The sequence below is a fragment of the Gillisia limnaea DSM 15749 genome, from assembly GCF_000243235.1.
Taxonomy (GTDB): Bacteria; Bacteroidota; Bacteroidia; order Flavobacteriales; family Flavobacteriaceae; genus Gillisia; species Gillisia limnaea.
Map to the genome: position 1 here is coordinate 1,841,448 of NZ_JH594606.1, position 25,659 is coordinate 1,867,106.

The 25,659-nt window shown below is 37.8% G+C and carries 19 protein-coding genes, 1 tRNA gene and 1 pseudogene; 10 read left to right on the plus strand and 11 right to left on the minus strand.

Translation table 11 applies throughout. The features are described from left to right. Positions 1-848, minus strand: an 848-nt coding sequence (locus GILLI_RS10035) for a SulP family inorganic anion transporter (RefSeq protein ID WP_006989002.1), incomplete at its 3' end; no start/stop codon positions are given. 668 nt (positions 849-1,516) lie between these two features. Here GILLI_RS10035 and GILLI_RS18415 point away from each other — a divergent pair. Both GILLI_RS18415 and GILLI_RS19065 read left to right on the plus strand, forming a co-directional pair. Next, positions 1,517-1,669 carry a hypothetical protein gene (locus GILLI_RS18415; RefSeq protein WP_156798664.1) on the plus strand — a complete coding sequence of 51 codons (153 nt, stop codon included), beginning with the start codon at positions 1,517-1,519 and terminating at the stop codon, positions 1,667-1,669. Further along, positions 1,650-1,784 (plus strand): hypothetical protein, encoded by a 135-nt coding sequence (locus GILLI_RS19065; RefSeq protein WP_280985181.1) that lies wholly within the window; start codon positions 1,650-1,652, stop codon positions 1,782-1,784. The genes GILLI_RS18415 and GILLI_RS19065 overlap by 20 nt, the downstream gene beginning before the upstream one ends. 445 nt (positions 1,785-2,229) lie before the next feature. On the opposite strand, the gene GILLI_RS10040 is transcribed toward GILLI_RS19065, so the two are convergent. From GILLI_RS10040 to GILLI_RS18930, 4 genes are all read right to left on the minus strand, one after another. Beyond that, complete coding sequence (locus GILLI_RS10040; RefSeq protein ID WP_006989004.1) at positions 2,230-3,345, minus strand: ATP-binding protein; 1,116 nt, start codon at positions 3,343-3,345, stop codon at positions 2,230-2,232. A gap of 587 nt (positions 3,346-3,932) precedes the next feature. Then, entirely contained in the window at positions 3,933-4,415 is a 483-nt protein-coding gene (locus GILLI_RS10045) for a mechanosensitive ion channel domain-containing protein (RefSeq protein ID WP_006989005.1), read from the minus strand. A 97-nt stretch (positions 4,416-4,512) separates the two neighbouring features. Then, on the minus strand, positions 4,513-5,370 hold the full coding sequence (locus GILLI_RS10050; RefSeq protein WP_006989006.1) for a YitT family protein: 858 nt from the start codon (positions 5,368-5,370) through the stop codon (positions 4,513-4,515). 286 nt (positions 5,371-5,656) lie between these two features. Next, complete coding sequence (locus GILLI_RS18930) at positions 5,657-5,953, minus strand: hypothetical protein (RefSeq protein ID WP_245545621.1); 297 nt, start codon at positions 5,951-5,953, stop codon at positions 5,657-5,659. 484 nt (positions 5,954-6,437) lie between these two features. Here GILLI_RS18930 and GILLI_RS19135 point away from each other — a divergent pair, with 484 nt between their 5' ends. From GILLI_RS19135 to GILLI_RS10065, 4 genes and pseudogenes are all read left to right on the plus strand, one after another. After that, a complete protein-coding gene (locus GILLI_RS19135) occupies positions 6,438-6,581 on the plus strand; it encodes a hypothetical protein (protein ID WP_245545622.1) in 144 nt (47 codons plus the stop codon). Then, positions 6,515-6,849 (plus strand): annotated as a pseudogene (locus GILLI_RS19140) (DUF2490 domain-containing protein). The gene GILLI_RS19135 and the pseudogene GILLI_RS19140 overlap by 67 nt, the downstream one beginning before the upstream one ends. A gap of 60 nt (positions 6,850-6,909) precedes the next feature. Further along, complete coding sequence (locus GILLI_RS10060) at positions 6,910-7,653, plus strand: carbonic anhydrase family protein (RefSeq protein ID WP_040506572.1); 744 nt, start codon at positions 6,910-6,912, stop codon at positions 7,651-7,653. A gap of 593 nt (positions 7,654-8,246) precedes the next feature. Continuing rightward, entirely contained in the window at positions 8,247-8,747 is a 501-nt protein-coding gene (locus tag GILLI_RS10065; RefSeq protein ID WP_006989008.1) for a YqhA family protein, read from the plus strand. Positions 8,748-9,125: 378 nt separating this feature from the next. On the opposite strand, the gene GILLI_RS10070 is transcribed toward GILLI_RS10065, so the two are convergent. The 3 genes from GILLI_RS10070 to mce form a co-directional block, all read right to left on the minus strand. Beyond that, the gene (locus GILLI_RS10070; RefSeq protein ID WP_217179251.1) at positions 9,126-13,088 is read right to left on the minus strand and encodes a PAS domain S-box protein; all 3,963 of its coding nucleotides are present in this window, start codon (positions 13,086-13,088) and stop codon (positions 9,126-9,128) included. A gap of 1,396 nt (positions 13,089-14,484) precedes the next feature. Beyond that, positions 14,485-14,558: transfer RNA gene (locus GILLI_RS10075), tRNA-Ile, on the minus strand. A 126-nt stretch (positions 14,559-14,684) separates the two neighbouring features. Beyond that, entirely contained in the window at positions 14,685-15,095 is a 411-nt protein-coding gene (mce, locus tag GILLI_RS10080) for a methylmalonyl-CoA epimerase (RefSeq protein ID WP_006989010.1), read from the minus strand. A 225-nt stretch (positions 15,096-15,320) separates the two neighbouring features. Here mce and rbfA point away from each other — a divergent pair, with 225 nt between their 5' ends. Together rbfA and GILLI_RS10090 are read left to right on the plus strand one after the other, a co-directional pair. Then, on the plus strand, positions 15,321-15,716 hold the full coding sequence (gene rbfA, locus GILLI_RS10085) for a 30S ribosome-binding factor RbfA (protein ID WP_006989011.1): 396 nt from the start codon (positions 15,321-15,323) through the stop codon (positions 15,714-15,716). Between the two features lies 1 nt (position 15,717). Beyond that, positions 15,718-16,917 carry an ABC transporter permease gene (locus GILLI_RS10090; RefSeq protein WP_006989012.1) on the plus strand — a complete coding sequence of 400 codons (1,200 nt, stop codon included), beginning with the start codon at positions 15,718-15,720 and terminating at the stop codon, positions 16,915-16,917. Here GILLI_RS10090 and dusB read toward each other — a convergent pair. The 3 genes from dusB to GILLI_RS10105 form a co-directional block, all read right to left on the minus strand. After that, on the minus strand, positions 16,914-17,906 hold the full coding sequence (dusB, locus tag GILLI_RS10095) for a tRNA dihydrouridine synthase DusB (protein WP_006989013.1): 993 nt from the start codon (positions 17,904-17,906) through the stop codon (positions 16,914-16,916). The genes GILLI_RS10090 and dusB overlap by 4 nt on opposite strands. 142 nt (positions 17,907-18,048) lie before the next feature. Next, entirely contained in the window at positions 18,049-20,460 is a 2,412-nt protein-coding gene (locus tag GILLI_RS10100) for a TonB-dependent receptor (protein ID WP_006989014.1), read from the minus strand. A gap of 112 nt (positions 20,461-20,572) precedes the next feature. Next, positions 20,573-22,357, minus strand: coding sequence for a glycoside hydrolase family 3 protein (locus GILLI_RS10105; RefSeq protein WP_245545623.1), 1,785 nt, complete (start codon positions 22,355-22,357; stop codon positions 20,573-20,575). 162 nt (positions 22,358-22,519) lie between these two features. Here GILLI_RS10105 and nagB point away from each other — a divergent pair, with 162 nt between their 5' ends. Next, entirely contained in the window at positions 22,520-24,439 is a 1,920-nt protein-coding gene (nagB, locus tag GILLI_RS10110) for a glucosamine-6-phosphate deaminase (RefSeq protein WP_006989016.1), read from the plus strand. A gap of 280 nt (positions 24,440-24,719) precedes the next feature. Next, entirely contained in the window at positions 24,720-25,643 is a 924-nt protein-coding gene (locus GILLI_RS10115; RefSeq protein ID WP_006989017.1) for an N-acetylmuramoyl-L-alanine amidase, read from the plus strand. Positions 25,644-25,659: the final 16 nt, after the last annotated feature.

Consider the following 25,659-nt stretch of genomic DNA (forward strand, 5'->3'; position numbering starts at 1 on the left):
TCTGTACTTAAAAGTGACTCTAAACTCGCAATAAAAGCAATCGATAAAGCGATAGTGTAAACATCTACATTTCCAATTACTGAAAAATCCGGAAATTGAAAGAAATTTGCGAATTCACCTATTGAATCTGCAACAGGTAAATTCACCAGCTGACTGGAATCCAAGGCGAAATCTGGCAAATAAAATTTAAAAAATTCATTTAAAAAGATACTAATAACCACAGCGGCTAATGCAGATGGGAAGAATTTAAAAAATGTAAATCGTTTTAATGCTGGACGATCCCAACCAATTATTATTATTAAGGATGCGATAGTTATGATAGTGGCGCCATAACTTATTTCCTTAAATATTTTGAGAAGCTCTGTAAAAGTATTGGTTCCATCATAGTTTTGAAAAGATTCAACTCTTTCAAAAGCGCCGGCTACTCCAAAAGCGTGCGGAATTTGCTTCAGGATCAATATAAGCCCAATTGAAGCAAGTATCCCTTTAATCATAGCATTAGGGAAAAAGTAAGCTACCGTTCCTGCTTTTAAATATCCTAAGGCTATTTGCAAAAGTCCGGCAAAAATAACGGCGACCAATACCGCTTCAAAACTACCAAGAGTTTGAATAGCTGTAAATATTATCAAAGCTACACTTGCAGCGGGACCACTAACATTGATACTCGAGTTACTCGAGAAACCCACTACAATTCCACCAATAATTCCGGCAATAATTCCCGAAAAGAGCGGAGCTCCAGATGCTAAAGATATTCCCAGACACAGTGGCAGGGCAATAAGAAATACTACGAGACCTGCAGAAATATCGGTTACAAAATGTTTTTTAATGAATTCAATATTTTCTTTCATATGTAGATGTTTATTGTTTTTTGGTGGTCTCCCGATATCTAGCTATCGGAAGTAATTCGCATATTTTTATCGGTGTTTGTATCGTATCCGCGTTATGCTCATTTCATAATATATAGATATTTTTTGAAAATTCAGAAACCGGGATTGTAAATCCAATCGCTTTGAAACTGTTTGCATCCAATTTCAGGAATGCTCCCCGGAACGAATCAAGAACCTCGGGGCAAGCAGCCCGAAAATTACGGGTAAGCCCGGCGAATGCAATTCATTTCGGGCATCCCGCTATCGGAACGGGGAACCTGCCCGACGGGTTAAACCCTCAATGAGGGATAAAATTTTAAAAGTTGCAAAATTACTACATTTTATACGAATAAAGCATAATAAACCCGGAAATGAAAAGACTGAACGAATATGCGTATCATCCAAAGCACGGGGAGCCTTTAACATATAATTGCAATAAAAAAACTACATTTTTTGTAAATTAAGTCTGATAATCAATGAAATGTCCAACTATTATGAGAAATTTTATTTTAATATTATGTATAATCGCAATTGGACTTACCAGTTGAGGGAACGAGAGCAAAACGCTTATCGAGAAACATGACCAGCTTCTCATAGAGAATGACAGCCTAAAGCAGATCAATATGCAATTTCAGCAAACGCATCAGCGAATGAAAGATACACATGCTCAAATGCAGCAGCAGGTGGAAGCAAAAGGAATAAACAATCCTGATCTTCTGGAAGAACATGCACAGCACGAAGTAAAGTCTTCGGGAAGACTTCTCTACCCTCAATCTCACCCAAATGGAAACCCAGATCGCTGAAATGCAGGAAGGTCATAACAGCTTAATGGCAGACCACGAGACTATGCGGGAAGAACACGAGCAGATGGAAAAAGATCATACTATGATGCTCGAGCAGATAATAGCACAAGAGTAAGCTGACGGAAACGTTCTGAATACTAATTTATAAGAGGCAGCCCCAAAAAGGCTGCCTCTGCTTTTGTTGTGAAGCCAATAAACCCGAACAATATTAAGTATTGCTTCCTATAAAACTAAGAACGACGCTAAGTTTAAATGCCATTCTAAAAGAGTTTGTCGTGAAAGATAATATTGAAAGACCGTTTCTAAATATTGAGATGATAGACCTTAACAGGCAGTCTCTACTATTATATAAGAGTTTGGATGATAAAAACAAGAACTATAAAGTTAAATAGTTCCGAAATGCCTAAAACTAAACGACCGAAAATACCGGCACAATTTCATCCGAGTTATCCATTCATAAAAGCTTTTCCAAAGTGAGCTGTATAATTCTGATTTTTTTTATTGCCATATCTTATTTTTTAATCAATGCTTTACTTTTTTTGTTGGAGGTTTTAAGTTCTCTAATTTAAAAACTCTCTAAAATTTTCATTCGTAATTACTTTTACTTCTGTATTATACGTCTCTACAAACGTTTTGGGGATTTTAACTTTGCTTTTTGGATTCCACTTTATTTCAAATCCAGTTATTTCTCCAGCTTCTTCCTCTACATAATCAATTTCCTGTTGCTGCACAGTTCTCCAAAAATAGCCTTTGGATAATGAACCATTATAAGCATTGTACTTTAGACGTTCTGCTATCAAAAAGTTTTCCCAGAGGTTGCCCTTATCCTGGCGCACTTCTAATGGATTTAAATCGCCAATAATCATGTTTCTAACACCTGTATCGTAGAAGTATATTTTTTGATTGGTCTTGATCTCATTGCGTAGATTTTTACTGAAACTTGGAAGTTTGAAAATAACATACGCCTGGCAGAGTAAGTCTATATAATTAGAGACAGTTTTTTTATCTATACCCAACAACTGTGCTAACTCATTATAACTTACTTCGTTTCCTATTTGAAAAGCTAAAGCACGTAATAATTTTTCTAGTATTTCAGGTTTACGTATTCCACCATAACTTAATAGATCCTTATATAAATAGCTATCTGTTAGTTGTTTTAGAATTTCTTTTTCGTCTCCAAAATTATTGATGACATCTGGATACATCCCATATATAATACGCAATTCTAGTTGTTGTTCAGCTTTGAGATAGCCAACGTTATTTTCAAATTCACCCCAAGAAATAGGATAGAGCTGATATTCCCATTTTCTACCCGTGAGAGGTTCCTGTGTCTGGTTATTTAACTCGAAAGCAGATGAGCCACTCACAAGTAATTGAACAGATTTTAGTTGATCTGTAATTAATTTTAGGGTAAGCCCTATATTATCTATACGCTGTGCTTCATCTATAAACACAATTTTATAGTTCCCAATAATGTTTTTAAGTTGTTCTAAATTCGGATTGGAAATTAATTTTCTCACGGTTGGATCATCACCATTCAAAAAGAGATATTCTTTTCCTTCCAGTACCTTATTGAAAAGTGTAGTTTTACCAACTTGTCGTGGACCAATTAATAGAATCGCCTTGCCGGTTCCAAAACGATTTATAATCTTCTCTTCTAATTCTCTTTTAATCATATTCAGGGATTGTAATCCCCAAATATACTATTTTTTAGGGATTGTAATCCCCAAATTTTAAATTAATCTAAAGATATACTAAGATGATTTTAATCCATTTAAACAAACATTTTTAATATTGTCATAAACCAGGAATGAATTTCCTCCAGCTGTTTTGTGGTAGGTTTGGTTTCTATCTAATGGCCTCATATCTACCAGAACTAACCTATATTGGGAATAACCCTAAATTCCAAATCATATTCATTATCTTGAAGACTTTTTAGTATCTCCGAATTGAACGTGAAATAAAACTCTTTAACATCAACTTTTTGCCCTGATAATGGTATTTCGGCACTTAACCTGTATCTTAATCTGAATTTGGGAAATTCTTCAGCCGAAAATGTCTAATCATTAGATACCCTGTACGCTACCCGAAAAGTATTTATCTTGGTTTGTAATATAAATTGCTGAATTGCTCTATAGAATACTGCATCTGGTTCGGTAGGTGTTAATATACCTAAAACAATCCTAGAATTTAAGCCTGTCGTTCTTCCTACCAATGCAAAGAAATCGCTTAACGAATATTGATAAAATTATATGTGTTGCTTTCATAGATTAATCTTTGTTGCTTTTTGTAAGAATATATTGTTAGGAATCATAATTTTTTCATTGGTATCCGTCTTTAAAATCACATAGAAAAGCCCGATGTCTGACACTTGTCCACTAATATCAAATTCCTTGTCAAGGATAGTAATTGATTCTCCCAATTTGACAGGATGGTTTATGAAAATGATTAGCGCTGAAGATAGGTTCGAAAGTATTGACCATTGGGCAACTAATGCTATCCCTACAACGGTTAGAACAGAAGTGACAAAAGTCAAAAGTTTTGACTGCTCAACGCCCCAAATTGCTACTATTATAATTATAAGAGTTATAAAAATAAATACATTGATAAACTTTAAAATAGGTCTTATTCTGTATTTTGAATAATTGTATTTATTTTGAATTTTCCCAAGAAATTTCCCAGTTACAAATCTTAAGATAAAGAAGGAAGCAACCGTTATTATTGTTTCAATTACTCTAATGTCCATATGGTGTTTCTTATATGCAAGGTAAGGTTTTGGCTATTAGCAGTAGCGTTCCTCCGGGCACTATTGCTAATAGGTTTTGTAGATAATTTTTCTCGTTTTATTTACTCAGATATTTTTTGAGAATTCCACCTTTTACGTTGTTTACATCAAATTCAATGATGAATGCTTTTTCATCTATTTGTTCAACCAAACGATACGTTCTGTTAATGTCAATTCTATTGATAACTGTATGGATAATTACTTTTTGGTCTTGGAGACCTCTTCTACCATAACCTTTTGAACCTTTATAGGTTGTAATTCCTACTCCTATCTCGTCGATTAGTCCTGTTTCAATTTCATCGGATTTTTCAGAAACTATCATCAGGCCGATATAATCTTCAAAACCTTCGATCATCAAGTCAATGATCTTGGCTGTAATGAGGAAGGTCAATATTGAATACATTGCAACTTCTATTGATATCAAGATGGCTGTGATTGAAAAGAGAATAATGTTAAAAAGGAGTATCACCTTTCCAATACTTATTCCAAATCGATTATTGATAAATATTCCAAGTATTTCCGAGCCATCTAAAACAGCTCCGTTTTTTATGGTTATTCCTATTCCACATCCAAGAAATAAACCTCCAAAAATAGCAATGAGTAGTTTGTCATCGGTTAAAGAAGTGAAGTTCTCGAAATGAATAAATATCGCCAATGCTGTAATCGATAAAAATGACTTCAGAACGATTTTTTTAGTCATAGTATTCCATGCTAATAGTAAGAATGGAATGCTAACGATTAATAGAACAATAGAAAAATTTAAATTGAAAAGCTGACTTATCAGGATTGCTATTCCAGTCACTCCTCCATCTAAGAATCCATTTGGTAGTAAAAAAGCTTTTAAACCAATACTGGCTAATAAAATGCCAATACAAATTTGAAAACTCTCAGAGAATATTTGTTTTACTTTAGTCATTTTCTATTCTTTTTTCATCTAGTTTTTTAAAAGCTTCATATTACAGGAGCGAGTCGTGAGAGCTCGCGAGTGATAGAAGACTTTGTGCAGAGGGGATTCTAACTAGGCGGTGTTTCGAACCTTCGTAATACTGATATTGTAAAAAATTTCAGGATATTGAGGATTGCCCGAAGCTATTCCTTACAAACGCTAAAGGCAGAACCTAACCTTGCATCCGAAGAAAATATTACTACAAAAATGGCTACGCGCAACTTGCGAAAAACCGAAATATTAGAAATTACATTTCCTATTGCAATAATTTCATTGCAAAATAATTCAACATTTTCTCTACTTCAGAATATTTGTTATCCTCCACTTTTATGTCAGTTAGTCTGGGCAAATGTCTGGCAAAATAGATGTGGTTGTTCGACATTTCAAATAAATTGCTGGCCATAGCATAAGGATACTCGAATTTGGGGTTGATTTCTGAAATTACCCCGGCAACCGTCGCTATAAGTTGTTTGTAATTTCTAAAAAAGCCTTTCCCGTTTTCCTCATCTACTTCTTTTGTGCAATAGGCTTTAATCCCTTCTGCTATAATCACGCTGTGCAATTTGCTTTTGTCCACATATCCAATGAATAGTGTTATCAAAGGATGCAGAAACAAAGCAGTTGATGATTATTTCGATCTTTCTCTTTGGATCATCAATATTTAATGTATTTATCTTAATAAGATAGGCAACCCATTCCCAATATCACGAAACCAGATAGATGAGCACCAGGTGCTTATTTTCAAAATATCTGTAAACAGACGCCTCTGTACTTCCAATTTTTTGTGAAAGCTTTTTAAAATAAACGCTTCGAAGCCCAAGACTGAATCTTGAGGATCCTTTAAGTAGAGACCTTCGTTCAGTGCTATTTTGATTTCGACACCCATAGTTACTCACTTTGGATACAAAAATAAGCAATTGAAATTCTTGGAAATACGCTACTTTAAAAGTTTAAGTATTATTTATGATAGTTATACTACCACAAGTAAAAGTATTTATTATATTTAATTAAAAATGTGAAACTTTAAAACATTAAAGATGAAAACAATACAAGCCACATATCGAATACTGATCAAAAAACAAAATCTTATGAAAATCGAATTTACCAGCAATTTATTACAAGGCAATCATTTGGCAGATTCAACATTCAACGTAGGTACAGATTTGAACAACGGTTTTTGAAGACTATTTCAAGTTAAGACTTCGCTATTTTTTAAGTTTTAATGTTGCCCTAAATAATATAAAAATTGGAGACAAAACTGTTTACTTATCGGTCTATAATGAGACTTTTGTGAATACCGATCAGAATTATTTCGATAGAAACAGACGTTATGGCGGAATTGGCTACAGGTTTTCTTCAAAACTTAGGTCAGAAATCGAGGTTATGAATCAAACGACAAACAATGTGTCCAGAAATCAATTAAATATTATAAACTTTTTCAATTTTTAAAAAATCGGAATAGCTGAACACCGAACTACAAGGTAGGCGTCACAATAAAAACAAGTTATTATGAAAAAAATGAAAATGCTAACGTTAGTTTTAGCCACATCAGTTTTGGTAGCCTGTAATAATCAGCCAGAACAAAAAACAACGGAGACAGCAGTAATTGAAGAAAAAGCAAAGCCACTTGTTCAGGAAGTTCTTACTAAAGAACAAAGAGATGCTTTATCACCAGATGATGTCATACAATCGTTTAAAGAAGGAAACAATCGTTTTATTAATAACGATCTTACTGCAAGAGACCACTCTGAACAAGTTAGAAAAAGTGCTTTAGGGCAGTTCCCGAAGGCCGTTGTTTTATCTTGTCTTGATAGCCGAGTCCCGGTAGAAGATATTTTTGACAGAGGTATTGGGGACATTTTCGTAGGGAGAGTTGCAGGTAATTTCGTAAATGAAGATTTGCTCGGAAGTATGGAATTTGGTTGTAAAGTTGCAGGCGCTAAGCTTATCTTAGTTTTGGGTCACGAATATTGCGGAGCAGTTAAAGCAGCGATTGATGACGTGAAATTGGGAAATATCACTGCAATGCTTAGTAAAATTCGTCCCGCGGTTGACAAAGTAACTTATCAGGGAGACCGAACCTCAAAAAATGAAGAATTTGTGCACAAGGTTTGTGAAAGTAATGTTAAACATACCATAGCTCAAATTAGAGAAAACAGCCCAATTTTAAAAGAACTTGAAGATAATGGACAAATTAAAATTGTGGGTGGAATTTATGATATGGATTCAGGTGTTGTTACTTTCATAGAATAAAAACTGTGTAAAAAGCAAATAACGGGCAATCGTGTGAAAAGCATAATTTTAGAGACCAAGTAACAAACAACAAAAGCCAACAAGAACGCGTCCCTGTTCCACGCTTCTTGCAGCCAGGACCGCCAGACTGTTTAAAAACCCCACCAATTTTAATAAATTTGTTTATTTCTTGTGGGGATGGCTTTCCAGACAATTGGGCTTTTGTAGTATTATCAAGCTATAAACTTTATGGAATGAAATGATCGCAAACAATCCTGCCGTTATCTTACATTCCCTAGACAAGAAAAACCTGTTAAATTCTTGGGCTAACGTCAAATTTTTTGATATAAAAATGTGGCAAAGACCTATAAATAAAAGGTTCCTAAATAAAATTAACTTAATTTGATGTTAGTCAGAATTTAAAAAACATCGTTCTGAAATTACACAATTCGACGAGTTAAAATACTGAAATAAGGTTGCCTGGAAAATTGAAAAAAAAATTCAAAACTTAAAAGCCATTGTAACCGCAAACTTAACAACCAAGCTTTCATTAAAATTATGGCACAAAATCTAAAATTGGTGATTTATATACAATACTGCCAAATTAAAATATTATGAAAAAACCATTTTATATATTCCGCTATATTAGTTTAATAGCAGTTATTTGTTCTTTAATGGGTTCTTTGCTACTTTTTTTTATAGGTGCTTTGAAAACTTATAACGCATTTAGAATAGTGTTTTTTGATTATATCCCGAAAGGGAAAGAACATTTGCATTACATAGATAATGCAACAATATCTATAATGAAATCATTAGATACATTTCTAATAGCTTTGGCACTCTTCATTTTTGCTTACGGTATTTTTTCACTATTTATCTCTAATAAAAATGATATTGAGGACAAGGGAGTCTTAAAATGGATTAGTATACCAAATATTGAACATTTAAAAACCGTACTTGCAAAAGTCATTATTATTATTCTATTTGTTATTTTTCTAGAAATCGTTATAGAAAATATTAATAATTTGAAATGGGAATTTTTGATAATTCCAATCTCTGTTCTCCTATTTGCACTTGGATTAAAATTTTTAAAATCAGATAAAGAGGAGCATTAAAAAACTATTAAGCCAAGAGGAAACAAGGTTTATAAATTATGGTTTGCTCTGTCTACTCTAAGAAAATTTTACAGGTTTTCCCTGCTGCACAGTTTCATAAGACTACTTTTTTGTAAATACATCTAAAAATTTCCATCCCGTCATGGTGGGCATCTTAATGTCAAGGAGTAGAACGGTGGACACTGCCCCATTAATTTTGCCGTAATCCTCTCTTATATAGGCGAGTTCACTGTAATTACCCCGGAAAACTTAAAAAATTCCTTTCACTTTATTGGAATTGTTCAAAAGCATACCTGTAAGCCAATGCGGCCTTTATCTCAGGAATTAGATAATAGTTCCACAGCACTAGCGGATGAGGAAAACTTTTCTTTCAATGATTTATAATGGCAAAGTAAAATAAAATATACTCCCTTTTTCGGGTTCACTCTCTGCCCACATTGTGCCATCGTGCCTTTCTATGATATTGTGAGATATGTACAACCCAATACCCAATCCCTGAAAATGAGTAGCATGTTCCTCCACCCTGTAATACCTGTCAAAAATTTTATCTAAATGCTTCCCTGACATACCCACACCAAAATCCTGAACCGATACTTGAACTTTTTCTTCCTGTTCATCTATTTTCACGAATACTTTATCAGCCTTTGGAGAATATTTTATAGCGTTGGTTAAAAAATTGATCAGCACCTGTTGCAGCCTGCCCCTGTCGCCGGTTATTTGTTGGGAACAGTTGCCGGTTTTTTGTATGCTGTGGTTTGTTGTGCTGTGCTGAATATTTTCAATTGTTTCATCAACCATTTCATTTAGATCAAACGTAGTTATATTATAATCCAGTTGGCCATTTTGTATTTTACTGGCATCTAATAACTCTGTAGCCAGGTCGTTAAGCTTCTCTACGGCTTGATTAACTCTCTTTGCGTATGAAGCAGCTTGATTTTCTTCACTTAATGAAAGTAGCAGTAACTGAATATACCCTTTAGCAGTTGTAAGTGGTGTTTTCATTTCATGACTGGCAACGCTTATAAATTCATCTTTTTTCTGCTCCGTAATTTTTTGTTCATGTATATCGGTATTGGTTCCTATCCATCGCTCAATATTTCCGTTGGCATCTTTTACAGGATAGGCACGGGTGATAAACCAACGATATTCTCCGTCGTGCCTGCGCAGCGGAAAGGTTTGCTCAAATGCTTCGTCTTTTTTCCACGCTTCTTTTACAAACTTCACTAATTTTTTAATGTGGTCTGGATGATGCACTTTTTCCCATCCCCAACCTTGCATTTCTTCAACCGTGGTCCCTGTATAATCATACCATTGCTGGTTATACCAATAAATCCATCCGTCAGCATTTGCAATCCATGCCAGGTTTTGAATGCTATCAGCAAAAAGGCGAAACTGCTCTTCGCTTGCTTCAATAACTTTTCTTGCATTTACCTGTTGTGTAACCTCCACTCCATGAGACAATAATCTTTCAGTATTTCCTTTTTCGTCCATCATTGGCTGCACTACTGAATTATAATAGCCCAAAACCAGTTTGCCAGTACTTTCATTGATTATTTCAATAGGAAATTCATTAGCGATGAATAGTTCCCCTGTTGAAAAAACATTTTTAAGAATATCTATTATACCTTGTTGTTCCATTTCTGGAAAATGCTCTTGAACGGTTTTGCCGATGGTTATTTTTCTGTCAACTAATTTTTCGTATTCGGCATTGACAAATTCATAAATGAACGTATCGCCTTTTACAATGGCAATGGCTGCAGGAGCATTCATAAACGAATTGTAAAGCACCATGCGCTCCTTGCTTACGCGCTCTTCGCTTTCCCTTATTGCTTCTGATGCTGCTTTTTGCAGGGTAATATCTGTAGAAGTGGCAATCACTTTAATCAGTCCGCCATTGTCATCATAAATTGGAGATGCCCTGGATAAGAGCCATAAAGATGATCCTGTTTTTTTATTGATCAATTGGGAAACAACTTCTGAAGACTTACCGGTTTTGAAAGTAAGCGCTGTTGAATTTTGATCAACAGGCATTGGTTCGCCTTGTTCATTTAATACAGAGAAAGTTTCATATGCCCTTTTTCTCAACTGGGATACATCTTTTTCGGCAAGCACCTCTTCTGTCGTTGCATATCCTATTTGATTTGCGCCATTCTCATTGAGGTAAAGAATCTTGCCAGTTTTATCAAAATGATAGATGGCCGATGGTACATTCTGCAAAGTGGTTTCAAAAAGTTCACGGGTTTCTTTAATTTTTTCCTCTGCTTCTTTACGATCTGTAATGTCAACGCTCGCACTGATGTATCCTGCAAAAGTCCCATCTGGGTTAAATCTGGCTGGTACTTTTGCCAATAACCAGCGATATTTGCCATATTTATCTAATACCCTGAACTCTAACGTATAACTTTCTTGTTTTGCGAAGGCTGAGAGATAAGTATTAACAACGCGATCTTTGTCTTCCGGATGGAATAAGTCAGCCCATCCTAACTTGAGTAAATCCTCCATCGGTCTTCCTGTAAGATCCACCCAAGCCTTATTAAAATAGGTAACATTGCTCGCTTCATCCGCAACTCCAATCAATACTTCAGTAGCCTCTGCCATGGTGCGGAATCTCGTTTCACTTTCCTTTATTGCTTCTGTTGCTGCTTTTTGTTCCGTAATGTCTCTAAAAGTCCAGGACCAGGCATAGTAGGTTCCATCCTCACCCAATACTGAATAGCCATGACGTTCTATTATTCTGCCATCAAGGTATTCCAGTTCGTCAACACTTGTCTCTGAGGGATGCTCATACAGCCATTTTACCTTATCAACAAACTGTTGTGGGTTTACCAATTGGGTCATAGCAAAAGCAAGCGCAAGTTCATCGTCTTTGGAATCAACAATCTCTTTAGGCATACGCCATACATCAATAAAACTCTGGTTGTAGCTAATAATCTTTCCTTTGGCATCTACAAGCAAAAGACCATCTCTATTGGCTTCATTGTGTGCCTCTAGCAGGGCTTTCCGATAGCGAAGCGTTTCTTCTGCTTCTTTTTGCTCAGTTATATCAAGACTAATTCCTGTGAGTGTTTTGGCCTCGCCCTTATCATTGTAATAATATCTTCCAACGGAACGCATGTAACGAACAGTTTCATCATCTGCACGTCTAATGCGATACTCCACGTCATAAACTGTATCATTAACTCTTGCTTCTTCTATTTTTTCAAAAGCCAGTTCTTTATCCCTGGGTAAAATAATTTTGTGCCAGTCTTCATAGGTAAGGTCTGTACGATGCTCATCATATCCCCACATTCTTTTATGCAGGGCACTCCATTCTATTTCTTGTTTTTCTACGTTAAATGACCAAATGCCCACATTTGCCGAATCGGTGGCAAGCGTTAAATGCGTTGCCATTTTTTCTATCGCTTCTGCCGATTTCTTTTGTACGGTAATATCAGCCCTTATTGCAACATACTGGTAGGGTTTTCCAAGCTCATCCAAAAACGGAACAATGGTAGTATCAACCCAATAGATGGTTCCATCTTTTGCTTTGTTCTTTAATTCACCTTTCCATGTTTTTCCGTTGGTAATGGTTGTCCATAGATTGCGGATAAAATCCTTGGAATGATAACCGGAATTAATGATGCGATGGTCTTGCCCTATTAATTCCTGGCGGGTGTATTTTGAAATTGTGCAGAAGTTATCGTTCGCATATTTAATAATTCCTTTCTGGTTGGTAATGGCAACAATGGAGGATTGATCAAGCGCATATTTATAATCTGAAATTTCTCTTAAATTTTCTTCGATTTGTTTGCGGGCCTCTGCTTCTACTTCAACTGACTTTGCTGTTGACACCCGCGAGTTTGTTTCTTTTTGTAAACGGAAAAAGAAAAGTGTAAGCGCAACAATCGAAAATAAAGAAAGTAACAATAAAAAAATGGGGGTGAGGGTGGCGGAACGGTCTTTAACCTGTATGCGCTGCTCCAGGAATGCATCTTCTGTTTGCAACATGAGCGCAATTTGTTTACGCACTTCGTCCATTTTATTTTTGCTTTCAAGCAAAAGGCTATTTGTGGGTAAATTTGTGGATTGGTTATTTTTAAAAGATTTAACCGTCTTATTTAGCAATGAATAACGTTCATCAAGAAGTGTTTTAAGCTTTTTTAAATTTTCTCGCTGCCCGGCATGGTCGCTAATGAGTGAATCAAGCCTAGCAAATACAAGTTTGCTGCGTTTTTCTGCACCGATGGTGGGTTGCAGAAAAACAGAATCGTTAGTAATAAGATAACCACGCTGCCCGGACTCTGCATCTTTTACATTGGAACGCAATTCAATAATATTATCCTTTACAGCTTTGGTATGCATTACCCTGTCAACAGATATATTAAACTGCCTGATCTTATTATAAGAAATAATTGCAATCACAACCAGCACTCCTGTAAGGAGTATAAATAAAAAAGTGGAGGTGTTTTTCGAGAGTTCTTTCATTTTCCGTTGGTTGACGAAGTAAATATAAAAATTATTTCCATGGTTTTGTCAACCGCGTTTTCCCTTAGTTTCTTGCAATCAGTTTGAAGTCGCTGTGTCGCCCAGGCAGGTCGCTCAACAAGCAAATAAAGATGCTCTTAATAATATATTTTTAAAAAACCTGTGAATCCTAACGTAAGAAATAGCATATCTCATAACACCTGGTTTTAGAAATTAGAACGGAAATTCTATTCTTCATAAAATCTTGAACGATTATCAAAGAATAGTAAATCAGAAACATCATATTAAGATTAAAAAGCTCCACGATTTAAAAGTAATCCTACCTTTAATAAAAAAATAACCCATATCAGTTTTTTTTTGATTCAAAAACTTTTGTCCGTTTTTAAGGTTGAATTATTGAAAATTCCCCTGGTGGCCCTGGTGTGCCTTAGGTTTCTCAAAGTATCCTTACTTTGAGCTATGTTATACGTGTTTTATGCAAATTCATAAACAAAGTCTCCGGGCTTTGACGTAGTTCATCGATCAATAATTCTCACACCTTAAAATCGACCAGCTCTTGAATAAATCTGCAACAGGATTATCTGTTAAAGTCACTTCTTCAATCACACTTTTTTAATGTAAATAATGTTCCTCGCTGGAGTAGACATAATCTGTTGCCCGGGGGCAACCCCAGACACACCGGGTTTAAATGATGTAGTCCAGCTTTGAGAATTAAAATTTTTCACTGTAAACCTCTTGATTGTGGTCACGAAGTCAGGAGACTTCATCTTTATTTTGATGGTCGTAGATAATCATTAATTTAAAGGAAAATAGAGGTGAAATTTACTTTGCGATTCAAAAATTAATTAGCGTATTAATCCTATGTATTCCCTTTGTCCTTTTGAATTGCTTCCAACAGAGTGCTAGACTTGGATGTCTAATAAATGTCCTAAAGATGTTCAAAAATTTTTATTCACCCAATATCAAAGTGATGAAACACTATCTATTTCAAAAAGCCCCCCATATCTACCAGAACTAACCTTGCGCGTGGTTCCTGTGCTGTTTAATAGCGTACGTACTTTCTCGTCCCCGAGACAAATGATTTATGACCTGCAACCGGCCTAGACATTCGCAGTATATAGAATAAATTTTTCCATGCTAGCATCTGCTCTAACCAATTAAAAATAACCAAAATAGAGATAGAAAAGTTTTGCCCAAAAAATGTTGTCCTATGTTGTACCCACCTCCAACAAAGAAGGCTCCCGATATCTCGGAAGCCTTGTCTTTACTAGTGTGGTCCCACCTGGACTCGAACCAGGGACCACCTGATTATGAGTCAGGTGCTCTAACCAGCTGAGCTATAGGACCGGCTCAATAGGTATAATGAGGGCGCAAATTTATGTAATTGCCGCCTACTCCACAAGCATTTTTATTTATTTTTATCATGTGCTTTTAGCTGCGGTAAAATTCCCGGAATCTTTCTTTGTAACTACCTCATTGACTGGAACTTGCCTCCTGGCATAATTCCACCAAAACCCCATGAGAGGATTTAGGGTGCAAAAAAGCCACAATCTTATTATCGGCGCCGTTTTTAGGCTTTTTCGAGATCAAAACAAAATCACTTTTCTCCAGCCGTTCAATTTCTGCTTCTATATCTTCTACATCAAAAGCGATGTGGTGAATTCCTTCTCCGCGCTTTTCAATAAACTTTGCAATTGGACTTTTAGGATTTGTAGCTGCAAGAAGTTCGATCTTGCTGTCTCCAATTTGAAAAAATGAAGTAAGCACTCCTTCGCTTTCCACTTCTTCGGCCTTATAGGGTTCTATATTGAGCAGGGCCCGGTAAGTTTTATTCGCTTCTTCTATATTTCTAACGGCTATGCCTATATGTTCGATTTTTCTCATGGATTGTTATTAATTATTTTTTATAATTTTATGTAGTACTAACAGAACCACACTTTTTAAGTCCGGATTCCCGATTCTCTGCAGGCTTGCTGCGAGAATCCACTAATTTAAGAATAAATCAAGAACATCGGGGCAGGCCCGCATGAATGAAATTCATTTCGGGCCGGCCGCGGGGAATTAAACCCTCAATGAGGGATTGAAATTTAAATATCTTACTTTTGCAGTATGGAAGAAACAAACAGACAAAAGAAAATAGGTGGGGTTCTGCAAAAAGATTTGGCAGAGATCCTGCAAAATCATATCAGGGATTCAGGAATAACGGGAGTTTTAGTGTCTGTTTCTAAGGTAAAAGTTACCACCGATCTTTCTATTGCGAAGGCTTATATAAGCATTTTCCCATCTAAGGAAGCTAAAGGTGTATTGGAGGGAATCAACCTTATAAAATCAAAGATCAAGCATGAACTGGCGCAACGAACAAGACATCAGCTGCGAAGAATGCCCGATCTAAGTTTTTTTATAGACGATTCTCTGGAATATATAGAAAAAATAGACAAATCGATAAGAGGCGAGGAAAACCCAATTTCCGATCCCAATCTTTTGGATCCCCGGAAAAAATCTTAAGTTGAATTTTTCCCTCTACATCGCCAAACGGTATTTATTTACCAAAAGCAGCAATAATGCGATCAATATCATCACCATTATTGCCGCAGTCGGCGTTTTTGCGGGAGCCTTCTCTTTATTTATTGTGCTTTCCGGGTTCTCCGGATTGAAAGATTTCAGCTTAACCTTCTCCAACGAATTTGACCCCGATCTTAAAGTTTTCCCCTCCAGCGGAAAAACTATCAGTATTTCTGAAGCTGAAAAACAAAACCTATATAAAATCGAGGGGATATCTGCTTCTTCTGAAGTTGTGGAAGAACGTGTTTTTCTGGATTACAGGTCAAAAAACCATACCGCATTTATAAAAGGTGTGGATGCTTATTACCGAAAAGTGAATAATATAGACAGTTCCCTGGTTTACGGAAACTGGCTTACCGAAAGTGATTTTCAGGTAGTGGCAGGCAACGGGATTACCCGGCTGCTCTCCCTTAGTGCCTTCGATTATACCCATTTACTGGAAATTATGGTTCCCAGGCCGGGAAAAGGGCAGGTTAGCGTCCCAACCGATGCTTTCAATAAAGAAGGCGTCGTGGTTACCGGAATTTACAGCGTGAATGAAGAATTGGACAGCAAATATATATTTGCCAACATAGATTTTGCGCGAAACTTGCTGGAATTGGAGGAAAATGAAGTTTCGGCTATAGAAATAAAACTGGCTCCGGGCGCCGATCCAGAAACAGTAACTTCAGAAATTAAAAAGATCCTCAGTCAGGATGTAAGCGTTAAGAACCGTGCCCAGCTTAATGAAACGCTCTATAAAATGCTCAATACCGAAAATCTTGCGGTCTACCTTATTTTTACCCTCGTACTCATTATTGCACTTTTCAATGTGGTAGGATCTATCATTATGGTGATTCTGGATAAAAGGGAAAATATTAGGACGCTTTATAGTCTTGGTGCTACTGAAAATGCCATTAAAAATATCTTTTTTATGCAGGGAGCGCTTATGACGATTGTGGGCGGATTTATAGGATTGCTTTTCGCCCTGATCCTGGTTTACCTGCAACTGCAGTTTGATCTTGTAATGATCACACCTTCCCTGGCATATCCTGTTAAGATAAAAGCCGAAAATATTATTCTGGTTTTAGTAACTATTGGCATTTTAGGGATGGCAGCCTCCTATATTGCGGCCAGCAGAAGCAAAAAAGCGCTTCAGGCCTAAACGAATTCGAAGCCAGAGAATTCTCTTTCCACCTCATCAAAAGCTGCAAAAACATCTATAGAATGATCGCTGGTCACCATTTTTGTACGGAATTCCTTAAAATGCGGGATGCCTTTAAAATAGTTTGTATAATGTCTTCTGGTTTCAAAAACCCCTAATTTTTCGCCTTTCCAGTCTATAGCCATTTGAAGATGCTTCCTAGCGGCCTGCACGCGTTCCTCTAATGTTGGAGGGGCAAGATTATTCCCTGTTGCAAAAAAATGTTTCACCTCTCTAAAAAACCAGGGATATCCAATACTTGCACGGCCTATCATAGCGCCGTCCAATCCGTATTTATCGCGCATTTCCATCGCTTTTTCAGGAGTGTCCACATCTCCGTTCCCAAAAATGGGAATATGCATCCTGGGGTTGTTCTTAACATCGGCAATAGGACCCCAGTCGGCAACACCTTTGTACATCTGGGCGCGGGTTCTACCGTGAATTGCGATGGATTTTGCTCCTGCATCCTGCAATCTTTCGGCAACCTCAACAATCCTTATGGAATCCTGATCCCAGCCTAAACGGGTTTTAATGGTGATTGGTAAATTGGTGTGCTTCACCATGGCTGCGGTTAGAGAAACCATCAAATCGATGTCTTTCAGGATCCCGGCACCGGCTCCCTTGGAAACTACCTTTTTTACCGGGCAGCCAAAATTGATGTCTATTATATCCGGATTGGATTTTTCAACTATTTCAACCGACTGGAGCATGGATTCCAGGTTGGCTCCAAAGATCTGGATTCCCACCGGGCGTTCCTTTTCGTATATATCCAGCTTCATCCTGCTCTTGGCAGCATCGCGTATAAGCCCTTCCGAAGAGATAAATTCGGTATACACCACATCTGCTCCCTGTTCCTTGCACAATGCACGAAACGGTGGATCGCTCACATCTTCCATGGGTGCTAAAAGCAATGGAAATTCCCCTACATCTATATTACCTATTTTGGACAAATCAATAAAATTAAGTTTGCAAAATTACGAAAAAAAAAGAAAATCTCCCTAACCCCCCGAAGGTGGAATTTATGAAATTGCAATTTGAATGAAATAGAATGCCAGAGTAAAAAAACTCCCCCTTCGGGGGCCGGGGGGCTTTTTAGATCCTGTCCCGTTCTGCAGCTTCTATCTGGCGCTGATTGTCACTTAGCCTGAAATTTCCAAAGTTGTATTTAAATCCAAACCGTACATAGCGCAATTCTTCCTGTGCGAAAAAGGAATTATCCTGATTAAGATATTGGGACGTCAATCGTGTATTGGTTGTATTCAGCATATCTTCAAAATTAAGGCTTACCTCTGCCCTGTTGTTCCAAAGGGTTTTTCTGAAACCGATAGAAAAAGTAGTCATAGGCTCCAGCTGATAGGAACCGGAAATAAAATCGGAAACATGCATCAAGAATAGGTTTCCTTCAAAAGTACCATCTTTAGAAAGCGTAAAAACATTATAAATATAGGCCTGCACCCCATCTGTTTCGTTCGTGACTTCTGCGTTTCCGCTTTCAACTGCCAAAAAAGTATTTTCCGTGTGAAATAAGGAAGTAAATGCCTGGGCATACCACCAGCTTGTAATAGACCTTCCGTGAAAAACATCAAGCCCATAGGATTTGTTTTCCAGCAAATTCGTACTCACATTTCTTATAGTTAGATTCCTGTTATCCTGAAATGCAAGGGTTGTAGGGGTTATCCCGTCATCCTTATAGTAAAGATCAAAGAAATACTGGCCCTTTAGCGTATAATTTAAATTGTAATTGTTGCTGATCGCCGCTCTTAAATTGGGGTTTCCGGCATTGAAATTATTTTCATTCAGGAAATACCGGAAAGGATTTAAACTCTCATATTTAGGACGGGCAATTCGTCTGGAATAATCCAAAGTAAACACATGATCTTCAGATATTTTATGCTGTAAATATGCTGTGGGGAACACTTCAAAATATTCCTGGGTATTGACTTCTCCAATAGAATTGGAGGTTCCTGTAATATCGGTATATTCCCCTCTAAGCCCTGCTTTAATGGCCCATTTATCCCAGTCCCTGGTGATACTGGCATAACCTGCATAAATAGCTTCATCATACAGGAAGTTATCAGAAAGCTCTCCAATAAGCTGGCGGTTGTTGCCCTGGGTATCAAAATAATCTATCCCACTTTCAGAATTTATCACCGATGATTTTGCTCCCATCTCAAAAGTGGCGCTTCCTATTGGAGTTTGGTAATCCACCTGTGCCGTAAAAATATCGATTTCCTGGGCTGCATCGGTTAAAAAACTAATCCGGTTTATAACCGCGTCTTGTGGGGAAAAATAGGTGGAAAGCACATCCTGCATGCGCTCCTGGTTGAAATTGGTATAATGAGCTTCCGCTGAAATTTGAGCTCCCTCGGTTTTCAGGAGGTGCGTAAATTTTAAATCCAGCGCAATATTGTTCTCATCATTTTCGAGTCCGCTTCGGGTAACAAATGAAGAATCCAGCTGAAACTGAGCACTCCGTATATCTGTTTCCACCACATTATCAAAAGTCTTGTTAGGTGATAACATCGCATTGGTAGAAAAACTCAGTGTATTCCGCTCATCTATGGCATAATCTATATTCGCATTGGCATTGTGCGCCTGGGAACGGGTAGTCCTGTTGAAGTCTGTATTCCAACGGGAAAATATAGCGCCATCCTCATTTATGAAATTGATATAACTGTCGTCATTTTTGAAATCTTTACGCGGACTGAAGCTGTAATTAGCAAAAACATTCAGCTTTTCACTTTTAAAATAATGGCTGGTCCCAAACTGGTATTTCGGGAAAATGGCCTGGGTATAGGTTCCGTTGATACTTCCTTTATAGCCTGGTGTAATATTGCTGCTGGTAACTATATTCAAAATGGCACCGCCCTGGGCTTCATATCGCGCCGGCGGATTCGTGATAACTTCAATAGATTTTATATTTGCTGCGGAATAACTTTCCAGTAGGGTTTGCAGCTCTGATGCAGATAAATGAACTTTCCTGTCATTGATATAAACAGCTACTATATTATTTCGCACCAATAACTGGTTTTGTGTCACAATTACCCCGGGAGTTCTTTTTAAAATTTCCCATGAATTCCCCGAAGACAGCGTGGAATTTTCAACGTTGAAAATGAGTCGGTCTATCGTCTTTGTTACCGTTGGTTTTTTTGCATTGATAGTAATTTCTTTAAGAGCTCCTTCATCTTCCTTTAAAACTATAGGGTTAAGCGTACTGTTTCCGCTTACCGAGATCCGTTTTATAAAGTTTTCAAAACCAACAAAACTCACAATAAGTACATATTCTTTAGTTAAGATATTTTCAAAGAGATAATCTCCCTGCTCATCTGTAACGGCGCCTTTGTAAACAGTGGTAGAATCGGTTTCCATCAGGACTACATTTGCGTAAGCAACCCCTTCCTGATTGGGAAATAGTACAGAGCCTTTAACAGAATTCTGTGAAAACGTTGAAAATGTAACAAGGGAAATAAGGCAACAAAGTGGGAGGAAATATAGGTGGTTCATTAAAATAAAATTGGAAATTTGGAGTATTTATTAATCAAATATAGTATTTCTTAAATATATATTAAAATTTGTTATTAATATCTCATTTGTATTTGATTCCCGGGCGTTGTTGCTACCGTATTAGGCACCAGGGAACAGGCTGATTATAAAAATGTTCCTGTAACCATGCCTGCATCTTAAAACAGGGAGTATTCGCATTAAAACTTCCACCCAACCATAAACCATCCCCTTCCCTAAATTTATTAGCTACACTCACAGGAAGTTTCCCGGAAACCCTGACTTTTCCAAAAATAGCCCGTGCAGCTAAATTTTCGGCCTCCGGAGTATCCTGATACGTGAGCAGCAATCCCGAAGCTGCTTCTATATTATTTATATCCTTCATCACATAGGGATTCTTAAAAAGAGCGATCACAGAATTTTTCATTTCAGCCAATTCTGAAATAAATTTCTGAAGGGAATCAGACATTTTAAGTTTATTATAAGGACGTATTTCTTCATCGTGAATCCCTGTAATTACTATATTGAAAGACTGGAGCTTATCTTTTAATGTCTTCAGTTCTTCTTCGGAAGGTTGGTTTGAAACATTGAAATTGGTTGTTTTTCCATACAATCCCATGCTGTTCTGAAAAACAGTAGTGTTTTCCTTTCCAACAGAAATTACCGCGATTTGCAAAGTGTCTAGTCCCTTAACCGGAATTATTTTTTCGGTATTCTTTAGTAATGTTAGGGAAGCTGCGGCAAGGTTCCGGTTCAATAATTTTGCTTTGGAAGTATTGAGATCTTCGGTTAAATTCTTAAGAGAGATCGGCACATAATTATCCAGTCCTGACCATTGTTTTAGGGCAAGAATTTTCCGGCATCTCCGGTCGATCTCTTCCTGACTTATTAACCCCATCTTCACGGCCTGGCTTATTTCGGTGATGGCACGTGGGACATCTTCTGTAAATTCCAGAAGGTCATTTCCTGCAAGAATGGCGTCTTTATCCACAATTCCGGGGAGATTGTCTTTGGTTACCCCTTTCATATTCATGGCATCTGTAACAATAAGGCCTTCAAAACCAAGTTCATCCTTTAATAATTCTGTGATAATCTTAGCGGACAAAGTAGATGGAACCCCGGAAGGATCTAAAGCCGGGATATCCAGATGCGCAACCATAACCCCTCCTATTCCTGCTTTTATAAGTTGCCTGAAAGGATAAAGCTCCAGGGTATCCAGCCTTTCCCTGGAATGAAGAATTTGTGGAAGTGCCAGGTGGGAATCTGTATCGGTATCTCCATGCCCGGGGAAATGTTTGGCGGTGGGAAGCACTCCGTGGTCCTGTAAACCCCGCATATAAGCAATCCCCTTTTTAGCGACTTTATACTTGTTTTCACCAAAAGAGCGGTAGTTAATCACGGGATTTTCGGCATTGTTATTCACATCCACAACAGGGGCAAAATTTAAATGAAGCCCTACGCGTTTTATTTGCCGGGCGACCTCTGCGCCCATTTTATAAATAATGGTATTGTTTTGAACTGCACCTAAAGCCATTTGAAAAGGAAAACTAATGGTGCTGTCCAGCCGCATTCCCAGGCCCCACTCGGCATCGATAGCGCCCAATAACGGCACTTTTGAGGCAGCCTGGTATTCATTCATCAGTTTTGCCTGCCTTACAGGTCCTCCCTGAAAAAATATAACTCCGCCTATTTTTTGTTCATTTATAAGCTTTAAGATTTCCTGTTTATGATCTTCGCCGCGATTGGAAAAGGCAGCTACCATGATCAACTGTGCAATGCGCTCATCTGGAGACAAAGTTTCCATAATGGAATCTACCCAGGTGCTGTTTTGATAGTGTAGAAATTCCGGGGTTTTTAAAGGTTTTTCCTGCGCATACAGTATGCTGCCGAATAGAAGCATTTTTGATATAAAACAAAGAGAAAATAATCTCATCATCATAAACTGATTTTTTCGTCGATAGCTTGCTGAAGCAGAAAGGTCTTTCCTGATAATTAAGGCTGAAAATTAAGGCTTTTTTTCTACTTTTAAGAGTTAGGGAATAATAACCAAAAAATAACCGGAATGGCAAGATTAAATTTACTTGAAGAAACAAGATATGAGAAACTGCCTGTAACGGTATACCCAGATCAATACGAAGCTTCAAAAAAAGTTGCCAATAAAATCAAGGAAATCATACTCCAAAAGCAATCTATAGGAAAAAATGCTGTCCTGGGCCTTGCCACAGGTGCCACGCCGGTAGATGTTTATGCAGAGCTGGTGAAAATGCATAAAGAAGATGGCCTCAGTTTCAAGAATGTCATCACCTTTAACCTCGATGAATATTATCCCATGCAACCAGATTCAAAGCAAAGTTATGTGGCATTTATGGATGAAAATCTCTTCAGCCATATAGATATTAAAAGGGAAAATATCCATATTCCTGATGGGACACTGCCAAAAGAAGATATCGCCAATTATTGTCTGGAATACGAAAATAAAATAGAGGAAATGGGAGGAATAGATCTCCAAATCCTTGGGATAGGAAGAACGGGACATATAGGCTTTAATGAGCCCGGATCGGCCCCAAATTCTGGTACCCGGCTGGTAACCCTGGACGATCTTACCAGAAGAGATGCTTCAAGGGATTTTGGCGGAAAGGAAAACGTTCCTACCAAAGCGATCACCATGGGAATTGGTACAATTTTTAAAGCTCGGGAAATCATTTTGATGGCCTGGAGCAGGAAAAAGGCATCAATTATAAAAAAAGCTGTAGAAGGAGAAATTTCAGGGAAAGTACCGGCTACGTACTTACAACTTTCAGATAACGTGAAATTTGTGCTGGATAGAGAAGCTGCATCAGAATTGACCAGGTTTAATACTCCCTGGCTGGTAAAAGATTGTATCTGGGATAAAAATCTAATTAAAAAAGCGGTTATCTGGCTATCTTCTGAAATTGAAAAACCCATTCTTAAATTAACAGATGAGGATTATAACAGCCATGGAATGGCTCAATTAGCTACTGAACAGGGCCCTGCATACGATATAAATATTGATGTATTCAACCAGTTACAGCATAGTATAACGGGATGGCCCGGCGGAAAACCCAATGCCGATGACAGCCAGCGTCCGGAAAGAGCCGAGCCTGCGCATAAAAGATCCCTTATTTTCTCTCCTCACCCGGATGATGATGTCATTTCCATGGGAGGTACATTTATCCGGTTGGTAGATCAGGGACATGAGGTGCATGTAGCCTATCAAACCTCCGGAAATACCGCAGTATGGGACACCGATGTGCTGCGTTATATTGAATTTACCATAGATTTCAATAAAAGTATAGGTCAGGATACCCAAAAACTTAAGGATATTTACTCCAGAATGAGAGACTTCCTGAAAACTAAAAAGCCAAATGAGACCGACCTTCCGGAAATAAGGGATGTAAAGGCCTTCATAAGAAAATCTGAAGCCTATGCAGGAGCACGGTATGCAGGTTTACAGGATACAAATATCCATTTTATGGCCCTCCCCTTCTATGAAACCGGAAAATCTGAAAAAAATCCCGTCAAAGCGATCGATGTGGAACTAACTATGGAATTACTTCAGGAGATCAAGCCCCAACAGGTATTTGCTGCAGGTGATTTTGATGATCCGCATGGCACTCATATCGTATGTTTTAGAATAGTCCTTGAAGCTATGAAACGTCTTCGCGAGACCGAGGAATGGACAAAAGATTGCTGGTTATGGATGTACCGCGGAGCCTGGGATGAGTTTGAGACACACGATATCGAAATGGCCGTTCCACTCTCTCCTATCGAGGTTCAAAGGAAAAGAAATGCTATTTTTCAACACCAGTCACAAAAGGATCATCCTGTTTTCCCGGGAGATGACCAGCGTGAATTCTGGATGAGAGCCCAGGAAAGAAACAGGGAAACCGCAGAGAATTACCATAAATTGGGTCTGGCAAATTATGAAGCTATGGAAGCTTTTGTGAGATGGAAATTTTAAATAACCTTCACACCGGATACTACTGAATTTTTGATCTTCATTTCAGCGGAAAAATCTGCTTATCATATACGTTGCATGCAAAATTCATGAATAGGAGGAGGGACCAAAGTTTTAGGTAAATATCCTACCGAAGAAGGAAATAGCAACCCGTGTAATTATAAAAATGAATCAGAAATTGTTCTGAAATTATTCGGGAAGCTGCCTTCCGTGAGGTTCTCTATGCCTCTTTTCTTCTATATATCATTCCAAATCAACGATATTTGCATTTAAAACATAGACTATGAACATGTTGTTAAGAAGCACCTATTTAATATTTGTAGCCTCCCTGGTGATCTCCTGTGCTACCAACCCTTATGCTGCCACCAATAAGATCCATAAAAAACAATCTAAGTTGCTCACAGATCAATTGAATACTTTCCCTACAGAACAGCCGGAAGGCGAAGCTTTATTGCCTTACGGTGAGCATTGGGCAGGAACTACAAATTTCAATTTGCGCAAGCCAAATTTTGTTATCCTTCATCACACCGCGCAGGATTCTTTAGCTCAAACCCTTACCACTTTTACCAAAGTTCCTACACAGGTGAGTGCACATTACGTTATTGGAAAGAACGGTGAGATCTATCAAATGCTTAATGATTATTACCGTGCCTGGCATGCCGGGGCTGGAAAATGGGGAAATACCACCGACCTTAATTCTGCCTCTTTGGGTATTGAACTCGATAACAACGGATTTGAACCTTTTTCTCCACTACAAATCAACAGCCTGATAAAACTCCTAAAGGTCTTAAAAGAACGGTATAATATTCCGGCAGCCAATTTTATAGGCCATTCAGACATTGCCCCGGGACGAAAAGTAGATCCTAACCCCAAGTTCCCCTGGAAATTACTCGCAGAAGAAGGTTTTGGCCTTTGGTATGACGAGATTGAGGTGCCGGTGATCGTACTTGATGGAAGGCCCAAAACCGGAAACCTCAACATTCCTGTTGTAACTGAGGGGAATATTGTTCCAGAGCCTACTGAAAGTGACCTGGCCACTACAAGCGTTGATCCTAAAATGGCACTGCGCATCATTGGCTATGACACCAGCAATATGGAAGCGGCCATTAAAGCTTTCAAGCTGCACTTTATCCAGTCTGAAGTCAATGGCGAACTTAACGCAATGGACCTTTTGATCCTGGAAAATTTGTATAAGAAGTATATGTAAATCTTTGGGGCCTGTT